Source organism: Candidatus Bealeia paramacronuclearis (assembly GCF_035607555.1).
GTDB lineage: Bacteria > Pseudomonadota > Alphaproteobacteria > UBA9655 > UBA9655 > Bealeia > Bealeia paramacronuclearis.
Genome location: NZ_JAVHWZ010000002.1, coordinates 268,697 through 286,887 on the forward strand (window position 1 = coordinate 268,697; position 18,191 = coordinate 286,887).

The 18,191-nt window shown below is 42.7% G+C and carries 20 protein-coding genes, 3 tRNA genes and 1 pseudogene; 12 read left to right on the top strand and 12 right to left on the bottom strand.

Features of this window, described 5'->3' with window-relative positions:
- Positions 1–145 precede the first annotated feature (145 nt).
- Positions 146–1,723 (top strand): FAD-dependent oxidoreductase, encoded by a 1,578-nt coding sequence (locus tag Bealeia2_RS06190; RefSeq protein ID WP_331256213.1) that lies wholly within the window; start codon positions 146–148, stop codon positions 1,721–1,723.
- On the opposite strand, the gene Bealeia2_RS06195 is transcribed toward Bealeia2_RS06190, so the two are convergent.
- The 4 genes from Bealeia2_RS06195 to Bealeia2_RS06210 all read right to left on the bottom strand — a co-directional run bounded on the left by Bealeia2_RS06195 (position 1,720) and on the right by Bealeia2_RS06210 (position 6,446).
- Complete coding sequence (locus Bealeia2_RS06195) at positions 1,720–3,396, bottom strand: CTP synthase (RefSeq protein WP_331256214.1); 1,677 nt, start codon at positions 3,394–3,396, stop codon at positions 1,720–1,722. The two genes, Bealeia2_RS06190 and Bealeia2_RS06195, sit on opposite strands and share 4 nt — an antisense overlap.
- Positions 3,397–3,405: 9 nt before the next feature.
- Positions 3,406–3,714, bottom strand: coding sequence for a preprotein translocase subunit SecG (gene secG / locus Bealeia2_RS06200; protein ID WP_331256215.1), 309 nt, complete (start codon positions 3,712–3,714; stop codon positions 3,406–3,408).
- A 185-nt stretch (positions 3,715–3,899) separates the two neighbouring features.
- Positions 3,900–5,501, bottom strand: coding sequence for a hypothetical protein (locus Bealeia2_RS06205; protein WP_331256216.1), 1,602 nt, complete (start codon positions 5,499–5,501; stop codon positions 3,900–3,902).
- A gap of 99 nt (positions 5,502–5,600) precedes the next feature.
- Positions 5,601–6,446: a hypothetical protein gene (locus tag Bealeia2_RS06210; RefSeq protein WP_331256217.1), complete on the bottom strand. Its 846-nt coding sequence runs from the start codon at positions 6,444–6,446 to the stop codon at positions 5,601–5,603.
- A gap of 411 nt (positions 6,447–6,857) precedes the next feature.
- Between Bealeia2_RS06210 and Bealeia2_RS06215 the strand changes: the two genes are divergently transcribed.
- Entirely contained in the window at positions 6,858–8,216 is a 1,359-nt protein-coding gene (locus Bealeia2_RS06215) for a leucyl aminopeptidase family protein (RefSeq protein ID WP_331256218.1), read from the top strand.
- A gap of 24 nt (positions 8,217–8,240) precedes the next feature.
- On the opposite strand, the gene Bealeia2_RS06220 is transcribed toward Bealeia2_RS06215, so the two are convergent.
- Both Bealeia2_RS06220 and Bealeia2_RS06225 read right to left on the bottom strand, forming a co-directional pair.
- A complete protein-coding gene (locus tag Bealeia2_RS06220; RefSeq protein WP_331256219.1) occupies positions 8,241–9,083 on the bottom strand; it encodes a glycerophosphodiester phosphodiesterase in 843 nt (280 codons plus the stop codon).
- An 80-nt stretch (positions 9,084–9,163) separates the two neighbouring features.
- Positions 9,164–9,286 (bottom strand): hypothetical protein, encoded by a 123-nt coding sequence (locus tag Bealeia2_RS06225; protein WP_331256220.1) that lies wholly within the window; start codon positions 9,284–9,286, stop codon positions 9,164–9,166.
- 6 nt (positions 9,287–9,292) lie between these two features.
- On the opposite strand from Bealeia2_RS06225, the gene Bealeia2_RS06230 reads away from it, so the two are divergent.
- The 3 genes from Bealeia2_RS06230 (at position 9,293) to Bealeia2_RS06240 (ending at position 10,596) form a co-directional block, all read left to right on the top strand.
- Positions 9,293–9,368: transfer RNA gene (locus Bealeia2_RS06230), tRNA-Glu, on the top strand.
- A gap of 35 nt (positions 9,369–9,403) precedes the next feature.
- A complete protein-coding gene (locus Bealeia2_RS06235; RefSeq protein ID WP_331256221.1) occupies positions 9,404–9,994 on the top strand; it encodes a haloacid dehalogenase-like hydrolase in 591 nt (196 codons plus the stop codon).
- 116 nt (positions 9,995–10,110) lie between these two features.
- Positions 10,111–10,596 (top strand): hypothetical protein, encoded by a 486-nt coding sequence (locus tag Bealeia2_RS06240; RefSeq protein WP_331256222.1) that lies wholly within the window; start codon positions 10,111–10,113, stop codon positions 10,594–10,596.
- Between the two features lie 6 nt (positions 10,597–10,602).
- Here Bealeia2_RS06240 and Bealeia2_RS06245 read toward each other — a convergent pair whose 3' ends face one another.
- From Bealeia2_RS06245 to rpmB, 4 genes and pseudogenes are all read right to left on the bottom strand, one after another.
- Positions 10,603–10,836: a DUF1467 family protein gene (locus Bealeia2_RS06245; RefSeq protein WP_331256223.1), complete on the bottom strand. Its 234-nt coding sequence runs from the start codon at positions 10,834–10,836 to the stop codon at positions 10,603–10,605.
- A gap of 144 nt (positions 10,837–10,980) precedes the next feature.
- Positions 10,981–11,379: pseudogene (gene mce / locus Bealeia2_RS06250) on the bottom strand (methylmalonyl-CoA epimerase); the annotation flags it as partial.
- Between the two features lie 59 nt (positions 11,380–11,438).
- A complete protein-coding gene (locus Bealeia2_RS06255) occupies positions 11,439–12,092 on the bottom strand; it encodes an ATP12 family protein (protein WP_331256225.1) in 654 nt (217 codons plus the stop codon).
- Between the two features lie 167 nt (positions 12,093–12,259).
- Entirely contained in the window at positions 12,260–12,541 is a 282-nt protein-coding gene (gene rpmB / locus Bealeia2_RS06260; RefSeq protein WP_331256226.1) for a 50S ribosomal protein L28, read from the bottom strand.
- Positions 12,542–12,696: 155 nt separating this feature from the next.
- Between rpmB and rpmE the strand changes: the two genes are divergently transcribed.
- The 7 genes from rpmE to Bealeia2_RS06295 all read left to right on the top strand — a co-directional run bounded on the left by rpmE (position 12,697) and on the right by Bealeia2_RS06295 (position 16,848).
- Positions 12,697–12,918, top strand: coding sequence for a 50S ribosomal protein L31 (gene rpmE, locus Bealeia2_RS06265; RefSeq protein ID WP_331256227.1), 222 nt, complete (start codon positions 12,697–12,699; stop codon positions 12,916–12,918).
- Between the two features lie 160 nt (positions 12,919–13,078).
- Complete coding sequence (locus Bealeia2_RS06270) at positions 13,079–13,393, top strand: hypothetical protein (RefSeq protein WP_331256228.1); 315 nt, start codon at positions 13,079–13,081, stop codon at positions 13,391–13,393.
- 293 nt (positions 13,394–13,686) lie between these two features.
- The gene (locus tag Bealeia2_RS06275; RefSeq protein WP_331256229.1) at positions 13,687–14,730 is read left to right on the top strand and encodes a Gfo/Idh/MocA family protein; all 1,044 of its coding nucleotides are present in this window, start codon (positions 13,687–13,689) and stop codon (positions 14,728–14,730) included.
- A gap of 11 nt (positions 14,731–14,741) precedes the next feature.
- Positions 14,742–15,896 (top strand): DegT/DnrJ/EryC1/StrS family aminotransferase, encoded by a 1,155-nt coding sequence (locus Bealeia2_RS06280; RefSeq protein WP_331256230.1) that lies wholly within the window; start codon positions 14,742–14,744, stop codon positions 15,894–15,896.
- Positions 15,897–15,968: 72 nt separating this feature from the next.
- Positions 15,969–16,042 (top strand) — tRNA-Cys (locus tag Bealeia2_RS06285).
- A gap of 84 nt (positions 16,043–16,126) precedes the next feature.
- A tRNA-Asn gene (locus Bealeia2_RS06290) sits at positions 16,127–16,202 on the top strand.
- A 100-nt stretch (positions 16,203–16,302) separates the two neighbouring features.
- The gene (locus Bealeia2_RS06295) at positions 16,303–16,848 is read left to right on the top strand and encodes a hypothetical protein (protein WP_331256231.1); all 546 of its coding nucleotides are present in this window, start codon (positions 16,303–16,305) and stop codon (positions 16,846–16,848) included.
- A 66-nt stretch (positions 16,849–16,914) separates the two neighbouring features.
- Here Bealeia2_RS06295 and Bealeia2_RS06300 read toward each other — a convergent pair whose 3' ends face one another.
- On the bottom strand, positions 16,915–17,793 hold the full coding sequence (locus tag Bealeia2_RS06300; RefSeq protein WP_331256232.1) for an alpha/beta fold hydrolase: 879 nt from the start codon (positions 17,791–17,793) through the stop codon (positions 16,915–16,917).
- A gap of 43 nt (positions 17,794–17,836) precedes the next feature.
- Positions 17,837–18,181 (bottom strand): hypothetical protein, encoded by a 345-nt coding sequence (locus tag Bealeia2_RS06305; protein ID WP_331256233.1) that lies wholly within the window; start codon positions 18,179–18,181, stop codon positions 17,837–17,839.
- Between the last annotated feature and the right edge of the window lie 10 nt (positions 18,182–18,191).

Here is an 18,191-nt window from a genome sequence, read left to right on the forward strand (position 1 = left end):
TTTGTCCCTCATTGCGGGTTGAAATTTTAGGGAACCATATCAAAACAAATTCCATTTTGCAGTAAGAAACTCAATTTCCTTACACTTTCTTAACTATTTCTACTTACGATTAAAAGTGTGCCTAATTTCTGTGCCAGGCCTAAAAATGAACGAAAACAAGAAATTTAAAACACAAGTGCTTATTGTGGGCGCCGGCCCCACAGGTCTCACTTTGGCCTATGCTTTGGCACAATTGGGCATTTCCATTCGCATTATTGATAAGTCGCAGGAACCCTCTCAGCATTCAAAAGCATTGGCCATTCAAGCACGAACACTTGAGACATTAAAGATTTTAGGGCTTGAGAAATCCTTTTTGGAAAAAGGCATTCAAGCACGACACCTCAATGCGTATTTGGAAAAATGTCGCCTGTGGCGTTTTCATATTCATAACTCCAACACCCCTTTTCCTTTTATTTTGATCCTACCGCAAAATGATACAGAAAATATCCTAATCACGCGTCTTCGAGAGGACTTTCATATCGAGGTCGAGCGTAGTGTTGACCTCATAGAGTTAAAACAACAAGCCCGCACCGTAAGGGTTGAACTTTTGAAAAATGGCAGTCTTTCAGAAAAAAGCACCTATGATTATGTCTGCGGTTGCGATGGTGCTCATAGCCACGTCCGTGGTCTTTTGAGTCTTCCTTTTGATGGTAATATTTTTGAGGAATCCTTCACGCTTTTAGATTGTCATATTAAAGGTGATTTACCTCTAAACGAAGGCAACGTATTTCTGGGACACGAGGATCTTATGGGGATCATTCCCATCAGCAAAAAATATCATCGTATTATTTTGGCGCAGCCTCCAAACTTGCGCCCCCCTGAGACCCTGTTAGAATTTCAGACGCTTTTAAATAAACACTCTCCAAAACCTCTCGAACTCTCTGATGAGATTTGGATGTCTCATTTTCGCGTAAGTCGGCGCATTGTGCCCACAATGAATCTGGAGAATGTATTTTTATTAGGAGATGCCGCCCACATCCACAGTCCCGCCGGAGGGCAAGGCATGAATCTTGGGATTCAAGATGCCATCAATCTCGCTTGGAAATTAAGTTTGGTTCTTCAAAATCACGCCCCTACCCATTTCCTGGAAAGTTTTTCCCGAGAAAGGCGCCCCATCGCACAACATGTCTTGAGAGGCACCAATTTTGCCACGCGCGAATTAATCACACAAAATCGTTTTCTTTTGTGGTTGCGAAATCATCTTCTAGCAAACCTTTTGACAATTAATTGGATTCAAGAAAAATTTGCTGACGCCATTATGCAACTGAGCCATAATTATAGAAAGTCAAATTGGGTTTCGGGCGACTCGGGACATAAACTCAAACCTGGGGATCGTTTTCCTCATTTTTGGATTGAAGATTCTCAAGATCAAAAAATATCATCTCTCAATCTTGTAAACCCTCACTCTCATACATTAGTTTTGGCCCTGAATCGGACGTTGACGATGGGCGAAAAAGAAGTCCTTCAAAAAATCAAAGGGCATCATAATATAAAAACATGTGTGATCTCATCCTTACCATCAACTCATGAGAGTTATTATAAAACCACATCCCACGAACTTAAAAACCATTTGTATGTCTCAGAGTGTGCCCTTTTCCTCATTCGGCCCGATGGATATATTGGCATGAGAAGTTCAACTCTCAATGAGGAGCTGATCTCAAATTATTTTCAATTTCAAGGCTAAACCAAACGCTCTTGCTCAAGTGCAGCTTTAACGAAAGCGGCAAAAAGCGGGTGCGGTTTGAAAGGTCGAGATTTGAGTTCCGGATGGGCTTGAGTGGCTAAAAACCAAGGATGATCTTGAAGCTCCACCATTTCAGGGAGCTCCCCATCCATCGAGGTTCCTGAAATCAGCATACCTGCTTCTTCCAAGACGTTTCCATAGTTCGCATTGACTTCATACCGATGGCGATGGCGTTCGGAAATTGTCCCCGATCCATAGGCTTCATATGATTTGCTTCCGGGTTTTAATTGGCACTCATAAGCCCCCAAACGCATAGTCCCCCCCATATCACCACCGGGTAAATGTTTGACCAAAGTCTCGCCCTTCATCCATTCAGTGAGCATTCCGACAACAGGAACGGGAGTATTTCCAAACTCGGTAGAATTTGCCTCTAAAATACCTGCCACATTACGCATGGTCTCAATAACGGCCAATTGCATCCCCAAACAAATTCCCAAGAATGGAATTTTTCGCTGACGCGCAAATTGAATAGCCTCCAGCATCCCTTGCGTTCCCCGTTCGCCAAACCCACCAGGGATCAAGATACCGTGGAGATGCCCTAATCTTTCGATAAGATTAACTTTATTTCCCTCATCTAAATCTTCAGATTGGATCCACTCCACATCAACTTTCACATTGTTGGCAATACCGCCATGAATGAGTGCTTCAAAAATAGATTTATAGGCATCCGGTAATTCGACATATTTACCAACCACTCCAATGGTGACTTTTCCTTCGGGGCGCTTGATACGATCGACCACATTCCGCCAAATGGAAAGATCAGGAGGCGTATTCGACTCAAGTCCAAAATGAAGACAAATTTGCCGATCGAGACCTTCTTCATGATAGGTTAAAGGTGCCTCATAAATTGTTGAGACATCAAGTGCCTCAATCACACTGTCCGTTTTGATGTTGCAGAAAAGGGCTAGTTTTCGACGCTCGTCCTTGCCAATCAAACGGTCACTTCGACAAAGGAGAATATCAGGTTGGATTCCCTTACTCTGCAGCTCTTTGACCGAGTGTTGCGTGGGTTTGGTTTTAAGTTCGCCCGCAGCTGGAATATAGGGCACCAAGGTCACATGGACGGCAATCTCACGCCGATCTCCCAACTCATTTTTAAGCTGACGAATGGCTTCCAAAAAAGGAAGCCCTTCAATATCACCAACAGTGCCCCCGATTTCGCACACCACAAAATCCGCATCATCAATATGGGATAAAATGGCCTGCTTAATCGCATCAGTAATATGGGGAATGACTTGAACCGTTGCGCCCAAATAATCACCGCGTCGTTCCCGCGCAATGACTTCTGAATAAATTTTTCCTGTGGAGACCGCATCATACTGTGTTGTGGTTACGCCCGTAAAACGCTCATAGTGTCCAAGATCAAGATCCGTCTCCGCACCATCATCAGTCACATAGACCTCTCCGTGTTGGTAGGGGCTCATAGTGCCAGGATCAACGTTAATATAAGGCTCCAACTTGCGGAGTTTGACTTTATATCCGCGTGCTTGAAGGAGCGTCCCAATGGACGCCGCAGCAATACCTTTTCCTAAAGAGGAGACAACACCACCGGTGACAAAAATAAAACGCGCTGTACTCACTTCCACCTCTTTCCCCAAAAGGGCAACATTCATTAACTTGATTTACTTTACACCAGGGGCTTGCTGTGGGACGCTTTGTGCTGGAATGGTGTCAGGCAATTTGTCGAGAATTGATTTATCTTGATGGGTATGACTTGCCAAAATTGCAAGGCCCAAACATGTGACGAAAAAGCATCCTGCAAGGATGGCAGTTGTGTGCGTCAAAAGGTTTGCGGTGCCACGTGCGGACATTAGCCCCCCCATATTTCCACCACCCAACCCCATGCCACCGCCTTCACTGCGTTGAATGAGAATAAGTGCGATCATTGCAATCGTGATCAATAAGTGAATCGCCAGCAGTACCGTTTCCATACTTTGTCCTAATTTCAGTTTATAAAATTTCCGACTTAATCTAGGGCAAATCGAAAAAAAATACCAGTCTAAAGTCTCGATCTTGCACAAAAATAGAATGCAATTAAGATGTCGTTTGAATTTGAGACCCTTTCTTGACACACGACACAATCAGTTTGAAAGAAAAAACCTACTCTTTTTCAGCATTATCCTAAGGCCTTTTTTTGGCTTAAAATTTCATTAATTTGGAACTGGATAAAATTCTGGGCAGGCTCTTTAATGAAGTCAGTAATTTTTATTCGCTTGAGATAAAATCGGATTAAAAACAAATTCTCATATTGCGCCTGAGGGGTGAGTCGTAAGGACTCTTTTACTCCTTGAATCAAATCAATTGCTGTTTCTTCATTTTCTTTTCGACACTCTGAGGAATTTAAAGCCAACGCTGTGTACAAGTGAGACATCAGTAAATCTTCGGTTAAGGTTTGAAGTGACCGGGGTTCGTACCGATTCACGTTATTCCTACTCTCCGCAGCTTTTTTAAGAAACAAGGGGAGGTCCTCAAACTTTTCGAGATAAAGCGCTGAAAACGCCAAGCTGCTCCAGGAGTCTTTGAATTTAAGAAATCGTGTATTCTTCTTTGAGTCTTCTAAAAAGCTCTGAGCGGCTTCAACAACGAGAGACTCTAATTCTGACTTTAATGTAATAAACTTTTCTTTCTCTTTGTGTTGTGCATAAAGTATCAAAAGCTTAGGTCCGGCTGCGATTTTTAGATCCTGTCCTGACCCGTAGGCTTTTTCAAAAGAGGCAATAGCAGAAACAAAATTCTCTTGATCTTCATGAAGACTCCCCAAGTTCAAATAGATTTCAGATGTCTTTTTTTTGAGCAAGGTTGAAAGAACAGCATATTCTTCAAAATTCGTTATGGCCTCTTTTGCAAATCCGTAATGTTGAAGCAAAAGAGAGTAGTGAATTTTTCCACGAGGATCTTCCTCTTTGATTGTTTTCCACCATAAAAGCGTCTCTTTAAAATGACGCATTTTCAACAGCATACATCCTTTAAAATACATAAGTTCGTGAAGTTTAGGGTCTTCATCCCCTTGATCTAAAATTGTTTTTGCATGTTCATAAAACAAATGGGGATTCCCGTTTCCTTGAAATTCAGCCAAAGTCGCAATGACGTCAAGTGGTGATATTGATTTCAAAGGTGACGACGTTACTTTTAAAGCATTCTTGGCAAATTCTTCAATATGCTTTTGTTTTAAATCCCTGAAAATCTGTATTTTTTTTTGAGCAGCAACGTTGTTTTTCAGGCTTAATCTTTGAAGTGTTCTCATGGCTTGAAGGCAGGCCTCTATCTCTTTTTGTCCATGCGCGGTCAAGTTTTTATTTAATATTTTAACGGAGACCTTAACCTGCTTATTGTCTTCAAGCAGTTGGCTGTAATCGGGAATCAAACCATCCTTCCACCCAGAGTAGGGTTCTGAGTTTTTGCGCGTAAAAAATTCTCTTCGTTTTAAAGTTTCAGAATTCACTGTGTTTTCTGATACCTTTTCATCAGGTGTGTTTTCTTTCTTTTTTGAAGGGCCATAGAAAGCATTGCTGCTTTTTGTACGCTCAAGTTTGATAAATGTAGAAGGACTGTAATTACCATCGCTGGGGATTTTAACTAAGGGAACTGTGGGACTGCTCACGCTTTTCATCAAAGGCTTTTCATCTTCCATACTTTGAGTGCTTTTCTTCCACATTCCAGAAAGAGAAGTTATTGAAACGTTTAAAATAAGGAGATTTAAAAAAATATATTTCTTCATGGGGCAAGTCTCCTGGAATTGTTATCAAAAAAATCATCTCATTACTGACTGTCTAAAGTTAATTATTCGTTAAAAAAGACAATCGCTTCGGAAACCTCTTTATTGATAAGAACGTTGAACGGTCCACTTCGTATCGTTCATAAATCTCTTCTCAATACCGTCGTTATGCAACAAAACTACTTGATATTTTACAGGGGTTTGAATTCCATTTTGTGTAAAAATTTTTACTTCAGTGAGCAAGATTGTGATGTCTTTAACTTCTTGAATCTCCCAAGGCAAAATTTGATGAGATAACAACACGAAATTCAGGGGTATAAATTCAGTTTCATTTTGTTTTTTCATATGAAGCTGTGCCGTAACGGCTATTTGTAGTTTTCCTGATTCAGCATAATCTTTGACACAAGACTTTTTTCCAAGATCTGCGAGCCATTTTCGATTTTGAGAGTTTAAAATGTCCCTAAATTCATCAAAATTTTGATAGGTTTTTTCTATATTTTGGACAAAAACAAATCCATTAAAGTCTGACAAATTTAAAGCTGCGCTGTAGTACAAGAAATCAGATTTATTTTGTCTCCTATCAGTAAACTGAAGGGTGAGCTGATTGGAATTTGGCCAATACGGAAGTTTATAGCTTTCATCTTTTTGAGACTTTGCAATCGTAAGCTCTCCCTGTGCTCTGACTTCATACAAAGGCCCCACCACATCTTCCCACGAGATAAAGTCCAACCCTTTGAATTTAAATCTGACCTCCTGTATCTCATTAAAAAGACTTTCTGGAAAAACAGAATGGGAAACAACTTCATATGCCGCATTGATAACAGATTTATCTTTGCCCTCTTGTTCATGGCGTAATGTCATACAGATATTGAGAAAAGTTCCCCTGTAAACATCATCAAGTTCAACTTCTTGAGATGCCTCTGTTAGTAGAAAAGGTTTTATTTTCAAAGTGTCCCAGGCTTTAAGGGCAGGCAATTCTGAGAATTTTGCTCTGCGAAGGGGGATGTCCTTGCTAGTAAATATCTGGAGTGAAAAATCTGAAAGACAATGAAGCTTTCCATTTTTTTCAGAAAAGTCCCAATTTTTGGAATAAGTTAGACAATCCTCCGTCTTTGCAACCTTTTCCTCTATTTCCTCTTTTTTCAAGGGCGGGAATTTTTTTGTAGAATCATAAAAGCCCTCAAAGCCTTCAATTCTGAATTTCACAGCCTCAAGAGAGGATGAAATTGCCGCAAACGCTAAAAATCCTAAGGCTGACGTTTTCATAAATTCCCCTGCTTTTTGTTCGCTTCGTTTTTACTTTTTAATTCATCTCTGATAAGATGAGCAGAATCTCATAAATTTGAAAAGAGTGAAAAAATGCAACTCTCTACTAAGCTGACTTTTGTTGATTTTGATTCACAAGCCCTTCCCATTATGTGTCTGACGCCCGCTGAATTCCAAACCTGGATTCTTGAGCAAGACGAGGAGACTCAAAATTGGGTGGCCCGTATGGGCGTTGTGGGAAAAGCCGGCGATGTTTTGGTCAGCTCTTCAGAAGTGATTGCTATTGTAGAACATGCCCTTGCCCATTTTGCTGCAATTCCCGAAAAGCTCAAAGGGGGCACTTATTATTTTGAAGGCCTTGAGGAAAATCTTCTTGAGGTGGCGGTTTTAGCTTGGGGCATGGCAACGTATCGGTATCAAGAATTTAAAACGGGTGCGCCTGTTCCCAAACTTGTGTGGCCCGAAGATATTGATCGCGGAGCTTTTCAAGCCCTGATTGAATCCATCACCTTTGTGAGGGACATGATCAATCAACCGGCCAATCTCATGAACCCACAAACGCTTGCCCAAAAATCAGAAGACTTGGCAAAATCTTGGGGCGCCGAAATTGAGATTCTGAAAGATCAAGACCGGCTTCAAAAAGAGTATCCACTCGTTCATGCCGTTGGAAAAGCTTCTGCAACGCCGCCTTGTTTGATTGATGTGCGTTGGGGAAATCCAGCTCATCCTAAGCTCACTTTGATCGGAAAAGGGGTTACTTTTGATTCAGGGGGACTTGATCTCAAATCCTCCTCCAATATGCTTTTGATGAAAAAAGACATGGGCGGTGCGGCCCACGTGTTGGCGTTAGCGCATTTGATCATTCACCACAAACTTCCTGTACGTTTGCGCGTTTTAATTCCGGCTGTTGAAAACGCAGTTTCAGGCACGGCCATTCGTCCGGGAGATATTTTTAAAAGCCGCAAAGGACTCACCGTTGAAATTGGCAATACGGACGCCGAAGGACGCCTTATTTTAGCGGATGCTTTGGCAGAAGCGGATTCTGAAAACCCTGACCTTGTGATTGACTTTGCAACGCTTACAGGAGCTGCGCGCATTGCGGTAGGGACTGAAATCGGGGCCCTTTTTTCCAATCAAAAAGATCTTCTTTGGCCTTTGCAAGAATTGGGAGATCAACTCGAAGACCCCCTCTGGCCCCTGCCACTATGGTCAGGCTATGAATCCATGATTGCAAGCAAATTTGCAGATGTCAACAATGTGGGGACGTCCTCCTATGCAGGTGCCACATTGGCGGCCCTTTTCATGAAGAAGTTCATAGAAGCGCCTTGGATTCACATCGACATGATGGCGTGGAATATCACCGCAAAGCCCGGAAAACCCGAAGGCGGAGAGGCCATGGGTCTGAGGACCATTTTTGCCTACCTCATGAGCCGTTATTCAGTTCTTAATTAATATCCCTTCAGAATTACGAGAGGCTTAGTTGATCTCTCTCTTTTCAAGGTGAGCGATTAAAAGGTCAGGGCGATCCGTCGTAATGCCATGAACTTCAAGGTTCACCAAGGTTTCCATGACGTCAATATCATTCACCGTCCAAGGAATAACCTTGAGATTTTTATTTTTCAAAACGGCTCTTTCTACATGCAAAATATCATAATGGTCTGGCCCCCAAAATGTGGGCGCACGCTTTGATATAGCCTCAAGAAGGGGCGGGATTGCCTTAGGATGAGTCAATGCATCATCTCGATTTTCACTAAGATAGCAGCGTGAAAAATTGGGATATTTCGCGTTCAAATAATCCAACGCTTTCCAATTAAACGAAATCACCAAAGCTCTATCCAGCAATTGTCGCTCCTGAATTTTATTCACAACGGCGTCTACCAGAGGCTGGTGCTCATCTTCAGGCCTAGATTTAATTTCGATTAAAACCATTTTACTCGCAGGTAAAATATCCAAAACTTCATCCAAAGTGGGTATTTTTGAAGGCTGAAAATGCACCAAATAAGGATGATCTTTTCCGTATTGGCTTTGAGGATCCACTTTCCCCAACGCATAGGACTTAATTTCAGCCAACGTTAAATCACGAAGGGGAATTTCGCCCTGAACGGGTCTTCCTTCCTGGTCAATGGTATAATGAGGATTCAGGATATAATCGTGATAAACAATCACCTGGCCATCTTGGCTCAAATGCACATCGAGCTCAATCCCATCAGCACCTAATTCAAAGGCATTTTGGAATGCGGGCAACGTATTTTCTAAACGCAATTGCGCCCCACCCCGATGGGCAATCACAAGAGGACGCGCGACTAAAAGTTCACTCATGAACACGCATACGCAACAGAATAAGACGTAAAAACGCCATAATTTTATGATTCTCACTCCTCTGCCCTACTTTTTTATTTTCAATAATTTGAATCGAGTTTATCAGATTTACACCTCACAAACAAGGCCAAGACACCCGTCACCACCACACCTTCCACAATTTTCTTGCTTTCCTCATAAAGATCCGCTAAAACCCCACTCATTCCATTGTCCCCTTCGTCTAGAGGCCTAGGACACCGCCCTCTCACGGCGGCAACAGGGGTTCGAATCCCCTAGGGGACGCCATATCTTTGGCAAAGTAATCTACGGGCGATTGCCGCATGACACCAAGCTTTCCTGACAGCTTCAATCATTTAAAGCATCTCCCCCTGGTCGTGGATTTGGACGGCACCCTCATTTTACGCGATTCACTAACTGATCTTTTCATCGATATGGGAAAAAGATGCCCCTGGAATTTTTTGAAGATTCCCTATTGGTATGTGCGTGGCGGACGATCTTACGTCAAATATCACTTGGCAAAATATCTGAAAGTTGATCCTCAAAAATTAGAATTTCATGAAGCCCTTTTAAAAACCCTCAAACAGGAAAAATCACAAGGGCGTTATTTGGTTTTAGCAACCGGCGCGAATGAGAAAATCGCCCAAGATATCGCAGATCATGTGGGATGTTTTCATGCAATTTTGGGAAGTACTCTCAACAAAAATTTAACGGGCCTGCGCAAAGCCGAACGCCTCATCGCACTTTACGGAGAGCGCGGATTTCTTTATGCGGGTAATGCACGAATTGATCAGCATGTCTGGTCAAAATCTGCAGGTATTATCGTCGTCAACCCAGGCGTTGGCGTGGTTGCCATTGCTCAAAAAGTCTCAGAACTCCACACTATTCCCATTCATTTTCTGGATGCTGTGTAACACAACTTCTACTCAATAACGCACGCCCCCTCTTCCCTGGAATTTCTCGTTAACACTTTCTTAAGATTTAATCCTCTAGAGTTCATAAATTGATTGTTCTAACAAGGATTCACCTTATGAAAAAAGCTCTTGCTCTTGGAATTTCTCTTCTTTTACTCTCATCACAAACTCCACTTTTCGCCATGGAAGGAAACAGCACCAACAAAGGCGAAGTCGAGCTTGACGAAAAAAAGAAAACGACCACGATACCTACTAAAAATGAAACACTTCTTCAAAAAACTAATTCAAAAAAAGAAGAGGTTCTTGGTCTCCTTGAACTTAGCGATGCCGAGTATTTGAAAATTTTAAAAAGCTCCCGTAATCGTTGGAAACTTGCAGGGCACGCTTTTGAGATGATTGAAAACTTTTCCGATGCTCTGGCTTATGTTGGAGTCATGTTCTCACAAATTATCCCGGGAGATTCCAAAACCACATTCACCTACGCCATGGTCGCCGTGGGAGGAGTTAAACTCTTGTGTCTGAAACTTGTAAGCGTCGCCCAAACAAGCGTGGAAGAAGCAGATAAAGAGATTGCATCTTTATCAAAATCCGACACTGTTTAGAAAAGACTACTCACGAAAACTAAAATCATCTCCAGAGATCACCCAATCAAAGGCGAAAAGAAGCACAAGGGAAATCAGACTCGTGATGACCAATTTCTGCCAGATATAAGGATTTTCAGGGGCACTTGAAGCATGGCCCTCCCCTGGTATTTCAGGGACTCTGACTTTCCAAGGCAAAACCATGAAGAGAACCACAGTCCAAATCATGACATAAACGGCAAATCCTGACATAAAGCCCATAAAATTTTACTCCTGACGTTCGGATGTTGTTCCAAGAAAATCCCCCTCAAAGGAAATGGTGACGCCACCCGGTGGCTCCAAGTTTTGTTGAGTCTTATAGGCAGGATCTTCAATGGTAACTTTGACATCTTGAGATATTCCTGATTGCTTGAGCTCAATCAAAGTCCCTTGTGTGTTTTTGGGGTTAAAAAATAAAATGGGATGTCCATCATACCCTGGCGTGGGCGTACCGTCTCCAATCACAGTGATCCCACTTTGCGCCAATTGATCACGGGCGGCCAAAATATCAGGGACTTCAAAACAAAGATGATGAACCCCACCTAAGGAATTCCGCGCCAAAAATTTGGCAATTGGGGAATTTTCGCCATAAGGGTATAAAAGCTCAATCCTCGTGTTGGGCAACGTGACCATCACAGCGGTCACCCCTTGGTCTGGCAAGTCCTTAGGATCGGAGACATCCGCTCCAAAAGCAGCTTTATATTGTGCGCGCGCGGCCTCTAAATCCGGCACGACAATGGCCACATGATTGAGTTTTCCCAGCATTAATCCCTCGTTTTTTAATTTTCCTTATTCTCAGAAAATAGACCGTTACTCGCGCAATATCAATGGGCGTTTAAACATCCTAAAAAGGCAAGTGTCTCCTCGACCTCTTTCTGAATCTGGGCAGAGCGCTCCATGTCTAAAGGCTCCTCCCCCCACAAGGAGCGTTGAAACGTTTCATGCAATTCTGAGGCTTCAAAAACTTGAGAAATCCCACATTTAATCGCCAAAACAGCAAGAATCAGCGAATGGGTGAGCCCCTCCAAATGAGACAGCCCCACCAATTGAAAATCACTGAGAGATTCGAGATAGTTTTTCAATTTCAACGCGGAAACAACGGAAGGCGTTGACAGCGTCATGACGGGATGCAAATCCATCTCCATCTCAGCGTTAAACTTTTGGACCAGAGGTAACCAAAACTCTTTTTGCAATTGAAGAAGCGCGGGCGGCGCATTTACCCACAACAGGAGAAGATCAGTTTCCAAATTCTGAAGAAGACCTTGAATAACTGCATCACGGAGGCCTTTGATACGATCACACGCTGAAAGCGCCAGGGCCGTCATCGTCTGAGTGGTAAGCTTTGACGGCCAGGCTTTGAGATCCCGCATTTCATCTTCAATAGAATTTTTCAGCGCCAATGTTGGAACCTCAAAGGGATTTCCTTTGGGCGTTAAAATGGGCAGAGCTTTGAAATGAATAGGATAACGTACGGCCATGAGATTTTGCAGCTTTTTATATTGAATACCTTGAATTATTTTATAGACAAAGCCCCACGTGTTGTCATCTCAGAAAGTTTAGTGATTTATGTGAATTTCAGCTGCTATTAAAAAAACCTTGGAAACAAAAAGTTTCCAAGGTTTTAAATTTGCAGTCTAAAACAGACTTATTCGGCAGACGCTTTTTGGATGCGTGATTTTAATTTCAACGCATCCGCTGTTAAATTCCGATCAGACGTATTCAAAAGGAAGCTATCAATGCCACCGTTTTTCTCAACAGTCTTTAATCCGCGAGGAGAGACACGCATACGAATCTTACCCAACTTCTCGCTCAAGAAAGAGACAATTTGAAGATTTGGGGAGAAAGTCCGTTTTGATTTGATGTTGGAGTGAGAAACATTGTGTCCACTCATAACTTTTTTTCCAGTAATGACGCATTGACGTGGCATCGCATTTTTCCTTCATGATTAAAAAATTTATATCATTCTTTAGGCGAGAGCGGTCCGTTGGTCAAGGAATTTTACAAACTTGATGAAAGAATTATTGCAGAATCTAAGCGAGTCCATTATAAGACCCTTAAGATTTTAATGAATGGAGTCATCCGATGAAAAAAAATATCCACCCAGACTATCACGAAATCAAAGTCGTTATGACTGACGGTACTGAATTTACAACATCCTCCACTTGGGGAAAGCCTGGCGACACCATGCGTCTTGAGGTTGACCCTAAATCCCATCCAGCTTGGACGGGTGGAGGAAATCTTTTGACACAAGGCGGTCAGCTTGAACGCTTTAAAGGTCGCTTTAAAGATTTTAAAATTTCTTAAGATTTAAAAAATTGGTTATATTAAAAGCCTCTTTTCGAAGAGGCTTTTTTATTTTAATTTGTTTACCATTTGTTAATAAATTATATTTATAATCTGGCTCGAAAGTGGCTTCAATCCACTTCGTATCCACATTTAAGAATAAAAAAATAGGGAGAAAAAAATGTCTAAAGTATTATTGTCCACAACTATGCTCGTAGCTTTGTTAGCCATTGGGATTGAAACAGCCAAAGCTGATGATTCCGCTCCAGCTCCAACTGGAAATGCAACTGGAATAACGACACCATCAACAAATTCAACATCTGCAGCAACAGGATCTTCAACGGATTCCTCAACAGGCACTTCGACACCATCAAATGTTGTTGGCGACGCGAAGGATTCAACACACGCTAACGATCAAGAAAAATCCCCAGCTTCCGGAACACCCTCCGCTCAAAGCACACAGGCTTCTGAAACTCCAGACACTGTCGCAAAATAAAGTGAATTCAGAACAAAGAAAAAAGGTCTTGGAATTTCCAGGACCTTTTTTTTATGTGGTCATGCTACAAGACTTTTTATACCAGAGCCACCATGAATTCCCACATTCGCGAGACTGATGATGTGCTTGCTTTAATTTGTTAATCATTCCTTACAAATGGGATAATTAAATCTTCCCCAGCAAAGGTTTTTTCCACCCTCCCCCCTTCCTTTGTCATAAACTGTGACGATTTGTGAGGCAGCTTTTGTTGACTTTTATTTTCCAAATTGACTAGAGTGGCCTCACACATCAAAATGGTAGGTAACGTGACGCAAGATTATACTCATATTTCACTCGGATTAATTGGTTGTGGCGCCTGGGGCAAGAACCTCGCGCGCAATTTTAAAGCACTTGGAGTACTTCGTGCCGTCGCTGACGCAAGTCCTGCCCGCACCCAAGAATTTTCTGAACTCTTTAACGTACCTACCCTATCCGCGCCAGAACTTGTAAAATCAGCTGAGATTCAAGCCGTAATCATTGCAACAACTGCTGAAGAACATTTCACGCTCGCCAAAGCCGCTCTTCTTTCCGGAAAAGACGTTTATGTGGAAAAACCACTCACGCTCACCAACCCTGAAGCCTTAGAGCTTTGCAAAATCGCCCGGGAACAAAATGCGATTTTGATGGTGGGCCATATTTTAAAATATCACCCCAGCTTTCAAGCCCTTTTAAAACAGATTCAAGACGGCGCCATTGGCGATATTCTCTATATTCAGTCCGTCCGCCATGGTTTGGGCCGTATCCGTCGCAAGGAAGATGTTTTATGGGATTTTGCTCCCCATGACCTTGCCATGATTTTAGAAATTGCAGGAGAATCTCCTCTTTCCGTTTCCGCAGAGGGCGGTGCTGCACTTGTGCAAAATTATGCCACCATTGCCTCTTTAAATCTCGAGTTTCCATCAGGCCTGAAAGCCAGTGTTTCTACGTCTTGGGTCTCCCCCATAAAAGAACAACGCCTTGTGGTCACCGGCACAAAAGGCGTGATTGTTTTCGATGATCGAAAATCTTGGGAAGAAAAAGTCATCCTTTTTAAAAATCATGTTCTTTGGAATGAGGATATGCCCCACACAAATTTTGAATGTGAAGGTATTGCGATTCCTCACCCCCAAGCCGAGCCTTTAAAAGCAGAGTGCCAGCATTTCTTGGATGCGATCCTCAGTCGAGAAATCCCTCATACACCAGGCGAAGAAGGTCTTCTCATCACAACAATTCTTGAAGTAGCGCAAGAAGCGCTTTTAACGCAAAAGGCCATTTTTATGGACGATGCACCTCAACCTCAAAAGCTTCGTGCGATTTAGAAAGCCTGACAATGATGACACCTCACATTCCTTTTATTGACCTTTCCCTCCAACAAACTCGTATCCGTCCCTTAATTGATGCCGCTATCGCCCGCGTACTCGATAATGGCTCTTATATCTTAGGCAAAGAAGTTACCGAACTCGAATCAGACCTCACTCGACATTCTGGGGCCAAGCATGTCCTCAGCTGCTCTAATGGTACGGACGCCCTTGCCCTTATATTGCGTGCTAAAAACGTAAGCACTGGAGATGCTATTTTCGTCCCCAGTTTTACCTTTGCCGCTTCTGCAGAAGTTATTGCGTGGATGGGTGCTGAAGCCATTTTTGTAGATGTGGATCCTCACACATTTAATATGGATCCCGAAAGCCTCAAAGCTGGCATTCAAAAAGTCAAAACCATGGCTCTCAAACCAAAAGGCATCATTGCCGTAGGTATTTTTGGCCAACCCGCCGATATGGATACATTATCCTCTATTGCTCATGAAAACAACTTGTGGATTATGGATGATGCCGCTCAAAGCTATGGGGCCTTTTATAAAGGCAAGCGCGCCGGAAACTTGGCCGATTATACGACGACAAGCTTTTATCCGGCAAAACCTCTCGGATGCTATGGTGATGGGGGTGCTGTCTTTTGCAATGATGATGAGACGTTTGAAATCCTCAAATCTCTCCGTGTTCACGGTCAAGGTACGGACAAATACGAAAACGTACGCATCGGTATGAATGCCCGTTTGGATACAATTCAAGCTGCTGTTCTCATTGAAAAACTCAAGATCTTTGATGAGGAATTCGAGATGCGCCAAAAGGTAGCAGATCGCTATACGCAAGGTCTTTCTGATGTTGTTAAAACACCCTTTGTAATGCCGGAAACACAATCTTCCTGGGCTCAGTACACAACTTTGGTTGACGCCAATGTACGGAGTCAAATCGTCTCAGATCTCAATGCCAAAGGCATCCCCACCTGTCTTTTTTATGCAAACCCCTTACATACACAAAAAGCCTATTGCCATTATCCTTTGGCCACAAATCAATTGAAGATCACGGAAGATTTGGCAGGGCGCGTGATTTGCCTTCCCATGTCGCCTTATATCTCAAAGGAAACTCAGGATTATATTATCGAGAACTTTCGGGAAACTATGACACGTTATACCCAAAGGGCTGCGTAGATAAAATTATTCGCTTCCCTTTAAATCAGATCTTGACCACGGATCCCATTCAGAATTATACCTTTTAGCGAAGGCCGGGTGGCAGAATGGTTATGCGGAGGACTGCAAATCCTTAAATGTCGGTTCGATTCCGGTCCCGGCCTCCAAAAATGAAAAAAAATAAAAAAACCCTCTAGCATCATCTTCATACCTTTGTTATAAACCACTCCATTGAATGGTAACATTCATGTTCCCCGGTAGCTCAGTCGGTAGAGCAAGTGGCTGTTAACCACTGGGTCGGCGGTTCGAGTCCGTCCCGGGGAGCCATTTTTCTGACCTCATTCCCCTCCCCTTATAAAAAAGCTATTGATCTCGTCAGGATAACTCTGTGATGATAACATTATCAAAAAAAGCAGGGAGCTATTGTATGAAAACGAAATTCATGAAAACTCTACTCGTCCTCACATTGTTTTTCGCATTTCCCCTCAATGCTATTGAGGACGACGAAACTGAAAACGATTACATCCCTCAAAGCGTTTTCATGAAGCAGCTCATCCCCCTGCGCGAGGCCTATGAACAGGATCCTGCCACATTCCTGACGGCAGTCCATTTTATTTTGGATGGCGTTGAAACTGTTGCAAGACCTTATTTGCCATCAAGTGCGATTAATTTTATGGATATTGTTCGTCTCGGCGTTTTGATGCACGCAAATTTTTGGAATATAGATTCTTTTTATACGACAGCCTCCCCTTTAAAAAAAATCCTCGGAGCGCTTCTTTTTGGACATACAGCTTTGGATGTTCTAACCTATTTTTCATATTATGACCCCAATCTTTCTCTCTGGGGACGAACGTTCGCACCTCTCGCCGCATTTGGCTGCGGATTTGGTTATATGTTTTTCAAACTCTATGAATTTCAAGAGAATTCGTCTTCTAACAATGAGTTGGAACATTCAACCTATGGGGATTATTAGAAATTTATCCCCTATCTGTCACTTTTTGAAAAGAAAGATTGATGAATGCAGAGCGGCCTTACTCTCCTAAGTTTTATTAAGCCAGGCAGAGACCCCCTCAATCTCCTCAGAACTCATAAGCGCCGGCGCATGACCCGCCCCTGGGATTTCCACAACTTCCATTTGGGGTTGAAGATAAGACATTTTTTCAACGATTTCGGGGGTCAATAAATCCGATTCCTGCCCTCGAATGACAAGAACGGGGCACTTGAGATCATGCCAAAATGTCTCGAGATGAATATCGTTTGAAGAAGCTGACAAGAAAGCCTGGCCAATGGCGGGATCATAAGCCAATTTAAACGTCCCTTCCGGATCTTGCCGCGTGCCCCATCGGGCGATATGATCCCACTGGGAGCGCTCTTTGATGCCAAAATTGGGCATAATTGTTTGGAAATATTTCCGCGCCTCCTCAAGACTTTTAAATCCCACATCGTTGCGAGCATAAGTCGCAATCCGATTCATGGCCAAACTAGGAACCACCATACCCACATCATTTAATATAAGGTTTTTAATAGGCGTTTTGGGAAAACTGGCCATCATCATGCCCACAATTCCTCCCATAGAGGTTCCCAGCCAATTGACCTCCTTTGCCCCAATCCGCGCTATGAGTGCAACCATATCGGAGATATATTGGGTGAAGTTATAAATCAAAGTGGATCCAATATAATCGCTATCGCCTCGCCCCACAACATCGGGGCAAATCACACGATAGTCTTTTGAAAGGGCGCGCGCCAAATAATCAAAATCCCGTGAATTTCGGGTAAGACCATGCACACAAATGAGAACTTTTGGATTTCTAGGATCTCCCCACTCTAAATACGAAAGTTGATGAAATCCTTCTGGACTTAAACCCCAATAAAACTCTTGAGAAGGCTCGATAGTTTTTAGTTGTGCTAATGATGACATTAAAACCTTCCCCTCTTTAGAATTAATAAAGGACTCCCCACAATTACTCCCCAGACTTGCCCTTCACTTCTTTTAAATAGAAGGATCCGCGGACATGGGTGTGCTTGTCTTTAGCGATGTATTTAATGACGCCAGGTTGAGTTTCTTGGACGCGATAAAGCCAATATTCTGCAAACTCACCATTGAAAAAATCCTCAATCACAGGGCCTTCTTCCCCATGGAGAACTTTATAGCGTGTGCCTTCGATTTCCACATAAGGATGATCTTTGGATTTTAAGGCGCTTTGAATCTCGGGGATTTTGCCCTTGATCAATTTCAAGGTGGGTGCGTCTTTCGCAAAAAGTCCAAAAGGAAGCGTTAACGCCAACAATACCGTATAAAGTTTCATAAAATTTTCT

Bases quoted from the DNA above. Each gene is read 5' to 3' on its own strand.
- Bealeia2_RS06220 (WP_331256219.1), bottom strand. From the start codon at position 9,083: ATGAGTGAACTTTTAGTCGCGCGTCCTCTTGTGATTGCCCATCGGGGT.
- Bealeia2_RS06240 (WP_331256222.1), top strand. From the start codon at position 10,111: ATGAAAAAAGCTCTTGCTCTTGGAATTTCTCTTCTTTTACTCTCATCA.
- Bealeia2_RS06275 (WP_331256229.1), top strand. From the start codon at position 13,687: ATGGTAGGTAACGTGACGCAAGATTATACTCATATTTCACTCGGATTA.
- Bealeia2_RS06255 (WP_331256225.1), bottom strand. From the start codon at position 12,092: ATGGCCGTACGTTATCCTATTCATTTCAAAGCTCTGCCCATTTTAACG.
- Bealeia2_RS06245 (WP_331256223.1), bottom strand. From the start codon at position 10,836: ATGGGCTTTATGTCAGGATTTGCCGTTTATGTCATGATTTGGACTGTG.
- Bealeia2_RS06235 (WP_331256221.1), top strand. From the start codon at position 9,404: ATGACACCAAGCTTTCCTGACAGCTTCAATCATTTAAAGCATCTCCCC.
- Bealeia2_RS06295 (WP_331256231.1), top strand. From the start codon at position 16,303: ATGAAAACGAAATTCATGAAAACTCTACTCGTCCTCACATTGTTTTTC.
- rpmE (WP_331256227.1), top strand. From the start codon at position 12,697: ATGAAAAAAAATATCCACCCAGACTATCACGAAATCAAAGTCGTTATG.
- rpmB (WP_331256226.1), bottom strand. From the start codon at position 12,541: ATGCCACGTCAATGCGTCATTACTGGAAAAAAAGTTATGAGTGGACAC.
- Bealeia2_RS06190 (WP_331256213.1), top strand. From the start codon at position 146: ATGAACGAAAACAAGAAATTTAAAACACAAGTGCTTATTGTGGGCGCC.
- Bealeia2_RS06205 (WP_331256216.1), bottom strand. From the start codon at position 5,501: ATGAAGAAATATATTTTTTTAAATCTCCTTATTTTAAACGTTTCAATA.
- Bealeia2_RS06300 (WP_331256232.1), bottom strand. From the start codon at position 17,793: ATGTCATCATTAGCACAACTAAAAACTATCGAGCCTTCTCAAGAGTTT.
- Bealeia2_RS06225 (WP_331256220.1), bottom strand. From the start codon at position 9,286: ATGAGTGGGGTTTTAGCGGATCTTTATGAGGAAAGCAAGAAAATTGTG.
- Bealeia2_RS06280 (WP_331256230.1), top strand. From the start codon at position 14,742: ATGATGACACCTCACATTCCTTTTATTGACCTTTCCCTCCAACAAACT.
- Bealeia2_RS06195 (WP_331256214.1), bottom strand. From the start codon at position 3,396: ATGAATGTTGCCCTTTTGGGGAAAGAGGTGGAAGTGAGTACAGCGCGT.
- Bealeia2_RS06215 (WP_331256218.1), top strand. From the start codon at position 6,858: ATGCAACTCTCTACTAAGCTGACTTTTGTTGATTTTGATTCACAAGCC.
- Bealeia2_RS06305 (WP_331256233.1), bottom strand. From the start codon at position 18,181: ATGAAACTTTATACGGTATTGTTGGCGTTAACGCTTCCTTTTGGACTT.
- secG (WP_331256215.1), bottom strand. From the start codon at position 3,714: ATGGAAACGGTACTGCTGGCGATTCACTTATTGATCACGATTGCAATG.
- Bealeia2_RS06270 (WP_331256228.1), top strand. From the start codon at position 13,079: ATGTCTAAAGTATTATTGTCCACAACTATGCTCGTAGCTTTGTTAGCC.